Origin of the sequence: Wolbachia endosymbiont (group A) of Melitta haemorrhoidalis (assembly GCF_964273365.1) — a bacterium.
GTDB classification, from domain to species: Bacteria; Pseudomonadota; Alphaproteobacteria; order Rickettsiales; family Anaplasmataceae; genus Wolbachia; species Wolbachia pipientis.
This window is the reverse complement of record NZ_OZ187004.1, coordinates 1213907-1227290: the sequence shown is the minus strand read 5'-3', so window position 1 is coordinate 1227290 and position 13384 is coordinate 1213907. Positions and strand designations below refer to the sequence as shown.

Sequence of the window (13384 nt, the reverse complement as noted above, 5' to 3'; positions counted from 1 at the left end):
TAAATATTATATTAAGTGATATTGAGAATCAGTCAATTTAACTTTTTTGAAATTTGACGGCAGATAATTTATTAGTGTATTATAGCTTCAAGTAATTTATCAACAGAAATGCGAGTATTAATATCTTTTATTTTATTATTTACAGTGAGCTGCACTCACACTATTCACAATCACGGAGCTCCTGGCATTAGTGTTGAATTGTGGAGCAAGATAAAAGTAGGTGACGATAAAGAAAAAGTGGTTCACACTTTAGGATCACCAACATTAGTATCAAAGTTCGATGACAATGTTTGGTACTATGTCTCATATAAAATTAAACAAGCCAATTTTTTAGGAAAAAGGAAGTATAGTAGTAAGTCTCTGCAAATTTCATTCGACCAGGACGGTAAAGTTGAAGATACAAAAGAAACTGACATCTTAGAGAGATCTTTGGCTGTTTCTGATTGAAAGTTTGCTCAGATCTTCCTACGTCATACCGCGGTTCATTCCATAACTGTACGAACATTGCGATTTGGGCCTACCAGAAGGGTGTCATGAAAGTAGCTGACACTAGTTCCTTTATGACGGCAGTGCCCAGACTACTTGGATCCAGGAAACTTAATTGCAAGTAATGCATTGGGTTTGGTAAGTATGGGTTTTGCGTTATAGAATGAAGCACTTTTGGTGAATTTGTAAAGAAAACTGGATCCCAGTGGGCTTTGTTGCATCGCTAGCTATGATGGATTAAAGATAAAAAAGATGGAGAATATCAGTAGCTTATTATTCTGGTATTTATAATAAGAACGGTCAGTGAATACCTAAATTTGAGTAAAAGAAATTTCACTACCACTCACTAATCTGGCTAAAATTCAAGAATTTCAATGCTTTAGCTATTTTCAATAGAATTAAATTTATTAATATAAATAATAAATTACTATTCTTAAATTTGATCAGATTGATTGCAAAAAAACAAGATTTTCAATAGGTTGCTTATAATTCTAACTATAGTTAGCCTTTCATAAGTAGCGATGCAACAAAGCCATCCCAGTGTCAAGCACTGGGATGACACCATTTGTTGTAAACTCACTTTTACTCTATGGTTATACTACCTTGCTGCTATCCTGAACGGATACAGTGGGCTTATTAAATTATAGAATTACTTTAGCTATAGAATAAAATCTAGTGTTACTTCACGCCAAATGTGGTGGTGCTGAGTAGGCAAGCCGGTCAATGGGCTACATTTATATACTGCACGCATTGCGTTATCTGCTATCGACCTGAAAAGTGGATTATTTCGATAGGAATCACTGTCTGCTACATCCGCCATAATTATCTCGCCTTGACTGGATAACAATAAGTTAATTTTTATATTAAAATTTTCTTTGTAAGCTATGCTTTCAGGAATGCTCCAGCATTTTGTGAGCTTGTCTCTTATAGAGTTAATAATTTCTGTTACAACTAATTCATCCTTTTTGCTCTCAACGCTTTTTTCGTTTCCTATTTCATTTTTTGCCCCTCTAACATCCCTTCTTAGTTTTTTCTCTACACTTTTTTTTCTTTTTGGAATTGGAATGAATTCTTTACCCTCGTTAATAATGACTTCTTCTTGCATTTCGATAATTTGCCTCGGTTGTGCTACAACAGTGTGCTCAACTATTTCTTTTTTCCTTTGTGGTATAGGAACAGCTAATGTATCATTCGTTTGGGCTTTTGTTGAAGATAACGAAAAAAGCAAAAAACAACATAAAGACAAAAAAAGAATATAATTAGAATAGAAAAAACGCATATGTTAAGCAGCTTGTTTTACTGGTTTAAAGCTAATATTGCACGTAAAGTCAATATATTTTAGTTGATGGACGAGTTTGAAGTCAATAAGGAATCCCTTCAAAGCTGAAGGCAAGCGGAAGATTGTCTTCTCGACAGACAAAGGAATTGTATAATGGATTAAAAGGAACCGTATGACAAAAATTATAGCAAAAGAATATACAGAATTTTTAGAGCAGTTGAAAGATCGTATTGCAACAAGCCGTTATAAGGCAGCAAGAACAGTAAATAAAGAACTGCTACTGCTTTATCATTATATTGGAACGCGGATTCTAGAAAAACAAAAGAGTCAGGGTTGGGGAGCTAAAGTAATTGATCAGTTAAGTAGAGACTTAAAGGCTGAATTCCCGGAAATGAAAGGATTTGGTATTGCTAACTTGCATAATATGAGGCGTTTTGCGGAGATTTATCCTAATCCTGAATTTCTCCAGCAAGTTGCTGGAATATTACCATGGTATCATCATGTCGTTTTAATGGAACGAGTAAAAGATCACGAAGCAAGGCTATTTTATGTAAGAAATGCTTCAGAGTATGGTTGGTCACGCGCTATAATGATACATCAAATAGAACTTGGCCTTCATAAACGGCAAGGTAAAGCAATTACAAATTTTAAAGAAAAACTGCCTTATCCAACATCAGATCTAGCAAATCAAACTCTTAAGGATCCATATATTTTTGATTTTTTAAGTATAGGCAAAGACGCTCATGAGAGAGAAATAGAAAAAGGGTTAGTGGCACATATTGAGAAATTCCTACTGGAACTCGGCGCTGGTTTTTCTTTTGTTGGGCGCCAATACCATTTAACAGTTAGACAAAAGGATTACTACTTAGATCTCCTATTTTATCACTTAAAGCTTAGGTGTTTTGTAGTAATAGAAATTAAAGCAGTTGAGTTTGAACCAGAACATTCTGGAAAGATGAATTTTTACTTATCAATGGTTGATGACTTGCTAAAACATTCAACAGATAACCCTTCAATAGGATTAATTTTATGCAAATCTAAAGATAATGTACTTGCTGAATATGCACTCCGAGACATGACCAAACCAATAGGTCTTGCAGAATATCAAATCACTGAGAATCTACCAGAAAACATAAAAACAGCTTTACCGACGATAGAAGAATTAGAAGCTGAATTATCCAAAATTTCAGACGAGGAAAAGTAATGTTACTAAAATCATTCAAACAATTATTTAGCAAACCAAAAGCTCAGCATGGAGGCTCAGGAAGAAGAGTGGCAGCCAATAACTTACTCTCTCATAGCCTTGAAACTTTGGAAGCAAACAGTAACAGAGCAAGTGATTTTTATGGATTACAAGCTCTAGGTGTACTATCCTATAATATCATACGGTCAATATACTCTAAATGAGATGGAAAGATGAAGGCATCATTATAGCTGCTAAAAAATACGGCGATAAAAACTTAATTCTCTCTCTGTTTACAAAAAATCATGGAAAGCGCAGGGGATTAACTAAGCTAACAAACAATAGCAATTATAAGTTTCAGATAAGTAATCTATTACATGCAGAATGGAGTGCTAAGTTACCTGAAAATCTAGGTTTTTTTAAGTGCGAATTAATCGAATCTCCATTCCATCATTTTTTTCAAGATAGGTTAAAAAGCATTACTATTGTTTCTTTCTCCTCTATTTTAGAAAAAGTGCTTCCAGAAAGTGAACCCTGTGCCATGCTGTATGACAATTTTCGATATTTCATCGATGTAATTAAACACAACAATCAGTCTTGGCAAAGCCATTACCTTAACTTAGAGCTTCTGCTTCTTACGCAATTGGGATTCAAGTTAGACTTATCAAAATGCGCTATAACAGGTGTTAAGGAAAATCTGCAATTTATTTCTCCAAAAACTGGTAGAGCAGTGTCAAAAAAAGTAGGAGACTATTATGCAGATAAACTCCTACCTTTTCCACAAATGTTGCATGATGTATACAATAATAACTTACAAAACAGCTACTCATTCCAAGAATTTCAGTTAGGACTGAAAGTCACAGGATATTTTTTAAATAAGTATCTATTTTTGCAGTTAAACGTGAAATTTCCAGAGCTGAGAAACCTCATGTTGTCGCTTTAATCTTAGCAGTCCTACGTCATACCGCGATTCATTCGCGGTATCTCTTAGCATAGATCCAGCTAACAAGTAGCGGGATGACGAACTTATCGTCATGCCACCGCGAACCGTCATACCGTGATTTATTCACGGTATCTCTTAGCATAGATCCAGCTAACAAGCAGCGGGACGACGGTTGTCAGGGTGTCATCCCAGCGCCCCTATGATGTCATCCCAGTGCCCAGACACTGGGATCCAGAAAAGTTTGCTTGTGAACAAGCAAACTAGCATGGAAAGTGGTTACAACGTTTTCGATGAGATTATATGGAAAACTGGATTCCAGTGTCAAGCACTGGAATGACAAGGTATAAACCTTATCGTCATGCTGCCGCGAACCGTCATACCGCGATTCATTCGCGGTATAGATTCCGCTAACGAGTAGCGGAATGACGGTTGTCGGCAAACTTAAGCCACTTTAGCTATAGCCAGTAACCACTCTATTCCTACCACTGTTTTTTGCTTTATATAGATATCTGTCAGCACGTACTATAAATTTTTTAATATCATCAAAGTCAGATCCTTGCATTTCTGCAATTCCAATACTCACAGTTACATTATGGGTTGTATTTTTATCCGCAAGTATAAAAGGTTCTTTAGCAATAATTTTTCGTATTCTCTCCGCAATAGTATACGCATCTGATACATTGGTATCTGGCATTACAACAACAAACTCCTCACCACCAAACCTAGCTAGTAAATCTGTCACTCTGATATTTTCAGAAATTCTTTTCTGTATTTGCTTTAAAAGTTCATCTCCAGCACTATGCCCAAAACTGTCATTCACTATCTTAAAATAGTCTATATCAAGTATCATAAGAGACAACCTTCTATCCTTTTCCACAGAGTCCTTAACAATGTTTCTTAAGTGTGCATCAAAATATCTTCTATTATAACAGTTAGTTAATGGGTCCTTTATAGACATTTCCGCATTATTAAATAAATTCATTCTCAAGGCATCTTGATATCTTTTGCGTTTTACTTGCGAATTAACCCTTGCTATTAGCTCACCCTCATCCAAAGGTACTGTTAAATAATCATTAGCACCTACATCAAGTGCTTTTACTAAATTGTTTTTATCATAATCCTCAGAAAGAATCAGAATTGGTGTATAACGTGTTTCCACCTTACTACGAAACTCAGAACACAAACGCAAGCCGTCAGTTTTTGAAAATTGCATATCAGAAATGATCAGGTCGTAACCATTCTCAATACCAACCTTCAATGCTTCCATTGGATCACTCAGTATTTTAATTGACCTAAAGCGTTGCTTTAATATATTATATATCTGCTCTGCTTGATGAACATCCTCATCTATAACAAGTATGTTAGCATCAAAAATCTGATTGGAATAATCCATAATACTGTTTCCTGCGACTCCACCAATCTCAGCGTTAGTTTCTCCTCTTAAACGCAATTCATCTATAATCATTTTTAAGCGCGTGAGAGACTTGATCCTTGCAGATAAAGCAGTTTCGTTTATTGGTTTAGTCAGAAAATCATCCGCGCCAGCATTAATACCTTGCACTCTATCATGAGTGTCATGCAGCGCAGTTACCATAATTATTGGAATATGGGTTGTCAAGGGATCACTCTTTAGCTCCTTACAAACTTCAAAGCCATTCATCTTTGGCATCATGATATCAAGTAATATAATATCGGGCTGCTGCTTTGCTACTAAATCTATAGCTTCTTCACCATCATGAGCTACGATAACCGTATAGTACTCTGCTTTTAGTCGAGCTTCTAAAAGCTTGACATTAGATAGTACATCATCTACTACCAGAATCTTTGCTGTCATTATCTTTAGATGTATTATCTATATCATAAGTAGGATAAAGCTTACCATTTTTACCAATTATGTAATTTACTTTCTCAGCATTACATTCTTTATATAAGTCTTCAACTCCTGCATCTTTCAATAACCTCCTAGCTTTTGATTTTATAATCATAAGATACTTATACACATTCCTAATAAGATCAATAAATACAGGCACCTTATTTTTATCAAGAACAATTATGCTCACTAAAGCTACAACTAAAATTTCTGAAAGACCTATATTGAACATTTTCCTATGAAGCAAGTACTTTAATCCTTCTGATTATAAATATTAATTTGCTTAAATCAAGTTTAGAAGCAACCATCTCATCTAAAAAACTATTATAACGTTCTATGTAGTCCTTATCATTACAAGCCCAAGTTTGAACCTTATCTTCGGGGTTATCAGTAGCTTTTATGACTTTAACAGCTAGCTTGTGATGGTAATTGCTTAAATCGTCCAATAAATCATTAACTAAGCTGCGATCCCAATAAGAAGAGCGGCTTTTCATCTTGATGGCAATTGTTCTAATCAGATCGAATCTTAACAGCGACTTTAACTCAAAGTATATTTTACCAGCATCAAGAATGGACAAAGATGTCTGTTCAGCAACAGATATAATATCCAGTGCATAAGTAAGAACGCACAGGTCAGCAATTTTTTTTGCTAGATCTTTATCTATATTAAGTTCCACTAAAGAAGTGTATCCATGATTATAGACCTTTAACAGGTGTTCATCTAAAACATCATGGCCTAAAGTTTCAATTGCATCTTTAAATTTTGTAACATCATCCAATTCTACAAAGCTAAGATTTTTTACTAACCAAAACGATACTCTGCCAATAAATTTCTGCACATTTCTCACTATTTGCAAGTATGAGTTAATATCAATTTTTCCATCCAATTCATCAATTTTCTGCCACAGGTTATTTAAATCATATAGGTGGTTAACAACGATATATATGTTAACTGCTTCGTGTACCTTAATTCCAGTATTCTCAACTAAATTATTAATAAATATACAGCCCATCCTATTTACAACATCATTTGCAATGCAAGTGGAGATAATTTCTCTACGAAGTTGGTGTTTTAATATGAAATCCTTAAACTTTGTTACCATCTTTTTAGGAAAATAACCTAGCAAGTAGTCATGAGATATAAGATCTTTTTCAGACAGATCGGAATGTATAATTTCATTTTTTATTGCTGTTCTAGCATAAGACATTAGAACAGAGAGCTGAGGAGAACTGAAACCTTCTGCACCAGTTAACATCCTTGCTATCTCTTCTTCAGTTGGAAGAAATTCTACGCTTCGGTTTAACAGCCCAGATTTTTCTAAACTGAGCAGTAACCTGTGGTGCTGCTCCAATCTCTCTTTAGCTTGCAAACACTCAAGAAGTAATGCTTTTGTTTCAATTTTGTTGTGGTTCTCAAGCACTTTGGATGCAACTTCATCCACCATACTTGCCAGTATTTCATTCCTTTTTTCTAAAGAAATACCCCCTGCTTTCATAGCTGAAACAAATGCAATCTTAATGTTAACTTCAAGGTCCGAACATATCACTCCGGCTGAATTATCAACAAAATCTGCATTGATATATCCACCTTTTTCAGCATATTCTATTCTTCCAAGCTGTGTACAACCAAGATTTCCACCCTCTATAAACATAGAAGCTCTAATATCCTTACCATTTACTCTCAGCTCATCGTTTGCTTTGTCACCGACCATGCTATGATTTTCACTCTTTGCCTTAACAAACGTGCCAATTCCTCCATTCCATATGAAGTCCACTTTTGCTTTCAACAGATATCTAATCAAATCACTTGGAGGTAGCATATCTTCTGTTATATCAAAGCATTCTTTTATTTCTTGAGAAATGTTTACTTGCTTGCTGCTACGCTCAAATACTCCTCCACCCTTAGAAATCAAATCTTTATTATAATCCATCCAAGTTGAAAATGGTAACTCAAAGAGACGTTTACGCTCTGTGAAACTCTTTTCTGCATCAGGGTTTGGGTCAACAAAAACATGCATATGGTTAAATGCGCCGATTAAATGTATATTTTTTGAAAGCAGCATACCGTTTCCAAATAGATCGCCAGCCATATCTCCAATTCCAATAACAGTTGTATCCTGGTAAATATCCTTATTCATTTTCCAAAAATGCCTCTGTGCTGCAATCCATGCACCTCTAGCTGTAATACCCATTTTTTTGTGATCATAACCTGCTGATCCACCAGATGCAAATGCATCGCCAAGCCAAAAATTGTATTCAGAGGCTATCTGGTTGGCATAATCAGAAAATGAAGCAGTTCCTTTATCAGCGGCAACCACGAGATATGGATCATCTTCATCATACCTAATCACATTCTCTGGTGGAATTATTTTACCATCAACCACGTTATCAGTAATATCAAGCATTCCTCTGATAAAACTCTTATAGCACTCAACACTTTTCTCTCTTAAAATATTCTTATCTTTATAAGCTTGCTTTATTACAAACCCACCCTTTGCACCAACAGGGACAATAACCGCATTTTTTGTCATCTGAGCTTTCATGAGCCCCAAAACTTCAGTGCGAAAATCTTCCGTCCTATCCGACCACCTTAAGCCACCACGGGCTAATTTCCCTCCTCTTAGATGTATTCCCTCAAAAAGGTTTGAATAAATATACAATTCACGATACGGACGAGGATCAGGTAAACCATTTATTTTACTTGAGTCAAATTTTGTAGATAAATATGGTTTATCGTCTTGATAATAACTGGTCCTTAAAATAGCCATTATCAAGTTAAATATCGAGCGCAAAACGTAATCATGTGAAACATTGCTGATCTCTTTTAGAAGTTCCTCAATTTTTTCTCTGACAATGTCCGTAGTTTCTGCTCTATCAATGTCTATGTTAGGATCAAATCTTGCATGAAATAGTTGTATCAAATACTTTACTATTTTTGGATGCTCTGAGACTACCTTTTGGATATATTCTGGATTGTAGTTAAATGACGTCTGCTTTAGGTAAGCACTTAACGCTCTAACCAGAAGCACTTCTTTCCACTTGAGCCCAGCAATAATGATCAAACTATTGAAATAGTCATTTTTAATTTCCTTGCTAAACACTTTCGCAAGTGTTATTTCAAATTGCTCTTTTAGAGTAATGTTGTCTATTAATTCATCGACTCTTGACAACACAAAATGGTGTATCCATATTCCACCGTTAATTTCTATGTAATAGCCATTATGAGATAGAATTTTAGCTCCCAAATTCTTAGTGATCCTTAATATCTTCGATAATTCAAGGCCTCCATTGTTTGGAGTATAAACCTTTAATTGATAATTAAGATTATCACGAGTAAGTCTTAAATCGACCTCGCTAACTCCTTTCTTCCTCACTATCTCCAATTTTTTCATATCGTAATATGCGTCATGAGGTTCGAAACTCTCTTGATAGCTTATTGGAAATGCCTTGCAATAACGGATGAATATATCCTCAACAGTGCTAAAAGTATTATATAAATTGTCTATAAAACGATCTTCCCATTTTTCCGTAATGTTCCTTAATTTGTTTTCGATACGCAAAACTTCATCATCAGGAACACTAGCGTTTTTAGCCTTTAGCACCACGTGCAATTTCATTAAGTCATATTCGTTTATAATGTGGTGGTTATAAATATCTGAACTTTCTGCATTTATCTCATCCTTCAATATATTGCTTATCTTGAGCATTAGCCTGGAGCTAGCATAACGCATCGGTATCAGCACTATACAACTAGTAAACGCTCCCTTACTTCTTAAGCATAACTTGACTCTTGGTCTTATTGCAAGGGACATAATAGAAGTACAAATTTGAAATAATTCTTCCTCATTAGACTGGAACAATTCATCACATGAGAATACTTGTAAAATATAAATTAGAGCTTTGTTATTGTGGCCCCCGGTTACAAACCCTGCATTTTTTTCTATAACTTTAACTTTATCTCTTATTATTGGAATAGTTCTAATATCTTGGACCTCCGCTACAGAAGTAAATAGCCCGAAAAAACGCCGTTCCTTTACCACATTACCCTGGTCATCAAATTCTTTTACTCCTATACAATTCATGTATGTACGCCGATGGACTATTGAGATTAGATCTGATCTCAATATGTATAGGGAATCAAGGTTTGCAGAAGGAATCAACGTACTTTGACCTACTCTCATCAGGCCAAGGTCCTTTTTGCTGTCACAGACGAGTTTTTCATCTTTACCAGCAATATATTCTTGATAACCTAGAAATACGAAGTTATTATTCTTTAACCAAACTAGAAAATCTTTTTGCTCTTGATTTCGGTCTGGTGTCATTCCAGTGCGTGACACTGGAATCCACGTGTCCTTTTCCTGGATCCCAGCTGGGATGACAGAAAGACTTGCCTCATCAAGTTTCTTGAGCATTAAGTGCCAATCTTTCACAACGCAATTAACCGCTTTCAGCGTTTTCTGTAGAGATTCTTTTAATGTATCAACAAAGCTGTCACTTATACCTTTGATAATTACATATATGACTGACTCTTTGACTCCATTGCTTTCTTCCAAAGAGTAAATCTCGTCTATTAGGCCATCTTTTCTTTTAATGTTAATTATGCTGTTGCTGTAATAGCATATGGTTAAATCGTGCGACTTAATAGTTGCAATAACGGAGTCAACCAAAAATGGCATATCATCGTTTGTTATCTTAATCGTGGTAAAATCGCCTTCTATTCCTGGTATATCATCTATATTGCTTACTACTAACTTACTTTCATCTTTCTCTTTTTGAGAAACAAAATTGTAAGCATCGTTTACAATATATAGCAAAAACTTATCATTGGCTTTTAGGTCGCTTTTATAAACAAAACTATAAAAATACTTAATAAATTTTTTAATTTTTTCTTTATCTTGCTGATTTTCTTGATCAGCTAACTTAAATAAAGACTCAGTGTCAACATTATGATCTATACACATTTTTTTTAACAAAAATACACAGTGAACTTAAACCTTTTTAACTAAGATTTCATTATCAAGAGCGTACACTATTAGCTCATCATTTTCTACTACTTCCCCTGATAAAACTAATTTAGCTAAATTATTTTGAATACACTCTTGTATAACCCTTTTTAAGGGCCTTGCTCCATATTCAGGGTCATAGCCAGTTTGTGCTATTAGTTCTTTAGCTTCCTGCAACAAACTTATACTCAGTTTACGCTTAGCAAGTGTTTTTTGTAAATAAGAAAATTGAACATCTATAATTTTATAGATGTCATCTCTGGTTAAACTGTGGAATATAATAATTTCATCCAGCCTGTTTAAAAATTCTGGACGAAATGCTGATTTAACTATTTGCATCACTTCATTTCTTACAGAATCAACATTCCCTTTTAGCATTATCTCAGCGCCAAGGTTAGAAGTTAAAATCAGTATGGTGTTGCGAAAATCAATTAATTTACCATGACTATCAGTGAGTCTACCCTCATCCAAGATTTGCAGCAATAGATTAAATATATCTGGATTTGCTTTCTCGATTTCATCAAACAGAATAACCTGATATGGCCTTCTTCTTACCGCTTCAGTTAATCTGCCACCTTGTTCATAGCCAACATACCCTGGAGGCGCGCCAATTAGCTTTGAAACAGAATGTTTTTCCATATATTCTGACATATCAAAACGCAGAAGCGCTGATTGATCGTCAAACAGAAATTCAGCTAAGGCTTTCGCAAGTTCGGTTTTACCAACCCCGGTTGGGCCTAAGAATAAGAATGAACCAAAAGGTCGATTAGTATCTTGCACCCCAGAGCGGGAGCGCCTAACTGCATTACTTATCGCTTCTATTGCATCTTTCTGCCCTATTACTCTTCTTCCTATTTCATTCTCCATGTTAAGAAGTTTTTCCTTTTCACTGTGCATCATGTTATCAACTGGAATTCCTGTCCACTTTGAAACAATGTTTGCAATATCATCTCCAGTCACTTCTTTCTTTAAGAAACTATCAGTAACCTTTTCCTGATTTTTTAATTCATTCTCAAGCTGAGGGATCACACCATACATCAGCTCTCCTGCTTTTCCTAAATTTCCACTCCGCTGAGCCAATTCCAGCTCTTTTCTAGCGTTATCTAATTTTTCGGCTGTTTCTTGTATTCTAGCTATTTTATTCTTTTCCATCTGCCATTTGCTGTTCAAGTCAGCAAATTTGCTATTTAGGTTTTCAACCTTCTCATTTATCTTTTTTAAACGCTGTTTAGAATTTTCATCACTTTCTTTTTTTAAAGCCTCTGCTTCAATCTTTAGCTGTATAACCTTTCTCTCAAGTTCATCAATAACTTCAGGCTTGCTATCCATTTCAATTCTCACCCTACTTGCTGCTTCATCAATCAAATCAATTGCTTTATCAGGTAAAAACCTATCTGTTATATATCTATTGGACAACGTTGCAGCAGCAATTATTGCACCGTCTGTAATTCTTATACCATGATGCACCTCATATCTTTCCTTCAAACCCCTGAGTATTGAAATGGTATCAGTTTCAGTTGGTTGAGAAATAAACACAGGCTGGAAACGCCTTGCAAGCGCAGGATCTTTTTCTATATGCTGACGATATTCATCTAAAGTTGTGGCTCCTATACAGCGAATTTCTCCACGCGCAAGAGCAGGCTTCAGCAGATTCGAGGCATCCATTGCACCACTTGTTGCTCCTGCTCCAACTAAAGTATGAAGCTCATCTATAAACAAGATAACTTTTCCCTCCGCTTTCGAAAGCTCATTAATAACTGCTTTTAACCTTTCTTCAAATTCTCCTCTAAACTTTGTTCCAGCGATTAATGCACCAAGATCCAAAGCTAAGACCTTTGCATCATGCAAACCAAGTGGTACATCGTTTGCAACAATTCTATTTGCAAGCCCCTCAACTATTGCAGTTTTTCCAACACCAGGTTCACCGATCAGCACTGGATTATTTTTTGTCCGCCTCAGTGATACCTGCATAGTTCTTCTGATCTCTTCATCACGACCAATTACAGGATCAAGCTTTCCTTGCATAGCAAGCTCTGTAACATCTTTTGTATATTTCTTTGCCGCGTTTAATTTTTCCTCACTGTTTGGCGAGTCCGCACTGCTGCCCTTTCTCATTTCTGCAACAACTGAGTTCAGTTTTTGTGGAGTCACACCATTCTCTGCCAGAATTTTGCCTACAGTATCATCTTTTTGTGCAGTGAGGCCCTGCAGTAAACGCTCGACAGCAACAAATGAATCTTTATTTCTCTTTGCAATACCAATTGAATCTTCAAAAACTTTTGCTATTTCTCTTGAAAGTTGAAGGCCACCACTTCCTGGACCTTCAATTACTGGCAACTTTTTTATTGCGCTATCCACAGCATCAGAAATACTTTGCACACTTCCACCACAAGCGTTTATCAAATCCTGAACTAAACCTGATTCATCTTCAAGCATCACTTTTAGTAAATGCTCAGGCATAAAAATCTGATGCCCAGCTCCCAACGCTTTCATTTGAGCACTTTGAATTAGACTTTTTGCTTTTTCGGTAAATTTATTTAAGTCCATAACACCAGTTAAATTCGTATTTGCTGATGTATATAACAACTGATTTCATAAATTTAAACCTAAAGTTGTTTAT

The 13384-nt window shown here is 35.5% G+C and carries 12 protein-coding genes; 5 read left to right on the top strand and 7 right to left on the bottom strand.

Annotated features, from left to right (window positions below):
• The first annotated feature begins 108 nt into the window (after positions 1-108).
• Positions 109-447: an outer membrane protein assembly factor BamE gene (locus tag ACICPZ_RS06245; RefSeq protein ID WP_006279908.1), complete on the top strand. Its 339-nt coding sequence runs from the start codon at positions 109-111 to the stop codon at positions 445-447.
• A gap of 131 nt (positions 448-578) precedes the next feature.
• Here ACICPZ_RS06245 and ACICPZ_RS06240 read toward each other — a convergent pair whose 3' ends face one another.
• The 3 genes from ACICPZ_RS06240 to ACICPZ_RS06230 form a co-directional block, all read right to left on the bottom strand.
• The gene (locus ACICPZ_RS06240) at positions 579-707 is read right to left on the bottom strand and encodes a hypothetical protein (protein WP_255325705.1); all 129 of its coding nucleotides are present in this window, start codon (positions 705-707) and stop codon (positions 579-581) included.
• Between the two features lie 212 nt (positions 708-919).
• Positions 920-1066 (bottom strand): hypothetical protein, encoded by a 147-nt coding sequence (locus ACICPZ_RS06235; protein ID WP_155975170.1) that lies wholly within the window; start codon positions 1064-1066, stop codon positions 920-922.
• A gap of 78 nt (positions 1067-1144) precedes the next feature.
• A complete protein-coding gene (locus ACICPZ_RS06230) occupies positions 1145-1765 on the bottom strand; it encodes a hypothetical protein (protein WP_022626225.1) in 621 nt (206 codons plus the stop codon).
• Between the two features lie 172 nt (positions 1766-1937).
• Here ACICPZ_RS06230 and ACICPZ_RS06225 point away from each other — a divergent pair, with 172 nt between their 5' ends.
• The 4 genes from ACICPZ_RS06225 (at position 1938) to ACICPZ_RS06210 (ending at position 4228) form a co-directional block, all read left to right on the top strand.
• Positions 1938-2969 carry a YhcG family protein gene (locus tag ACICPZ_RS06225; RefSeq protein WP_264374150.1) on the top strand — a complete coding sequence of 344 codons (1032 nt, stop codon included), beginning with the start codon at positions 1938-1940 and terminating at the stop codon, positions 2967-2969.
• Positions 2969-3172, top strand: coding sequence for a hypothetical protein (locus tag ACICPZ_RS06220; RefSeq protein WP_264373857.1), 204 nt, complete (start codon positions 2969-2971; stop codon positions 3170-3172). The genes ACICPZ_RS06225 and ACICPZ_RS06220 overlap by 1 nt, the downstream gene beginning before the upstream one ends.
• A complete protein-coding gene (recO, locus tag ACICPZ_RS06215; protein WP_264374151.1) occupies positions 3169-3891 on the top strand; it encodes a DNA repair protein RecO in 723 nt (240 codons plus the stop codon). The genes ACICPZ_RS06220 and recO overlap by 4 nt, the downstream gene beginning before the upstream one ends.
• Before the next feature lie 172 nt (positions 3892-4063).
• Positions 4064-4228, top strand: coding sequence for a hypothetical protein (locus ACICPZ_RS06210; RefSeq protein WP_010962440.1), 165 nt, complete (start codon positions 4064-4066; stop codon positions 4226-4228).
• Between the two features lie 114 nt (positions 4229-4342).
• On the opposite strand, the gene ACICPZ_RS06205 is transcribed toward ACICPZ_RS06210, so the two are convergent.
• The 4 genes from ACICPZ_RS06205 to clpB are packed head-to-tail and all read right to left on the bottom strand — an operon-like array spanning position 4343 to position 13311.
• The gene (locus ACICPZ_RS06205) at positions 4343-5725 is read right to left on the bottom strand and encodes a PleD family two-component system response regulator (protein WP_264373855.1); all 1383 of its coding nucleotides are present in this window, start codon (positions 5723-5725) and stop codon (positions 4343-4345) included.
• Complete coding sequence (locus tag ACICPZ_RS06200) at positions 5697-5993, bottom strand: hypothetical protein (protein ID WP_038250226.1); 297 nt, start codon at positions 5991-5993, stop codon at positions 5697-5699. The genes ACICPZ_RS06205 and ACICPZ_RS06200 overlap by 29 nt, the downstream gene beginning before the upstream one ends.
• 4 nt (positions 5994-5997) lie before the next feature.
• Positions 5998-10722 carry an NAD-glutamate dehydrogenase gene (locus ACICPZ_RS06195; RefSeq protein ID WP_264373854.1) on the bottom strand — a complete coding sequence of 1575 codons (4725 nt, stop codon included), beginning with the start codon at positions 10720-10722 and terminating at the stop codon, positions 5998-6000.
• A gap of 27 nt (positions 10723-10749) precedes the next feature.
• The gene (gene clpB / locus ACICPZ_RS06190; RefSeq protein ID WP_209473398.1) at positions 10750-13311 is read right to left on the bottom strand and encodes an ATP-dependent chaperone ClpB; all 2562 of its coding nucleotides are present in this window, start codon (positions 13309-13311) and stop codon (positions 10750-10752) included.
• Positions 13312-13384 lie beyond the last annotated feature (73 nt).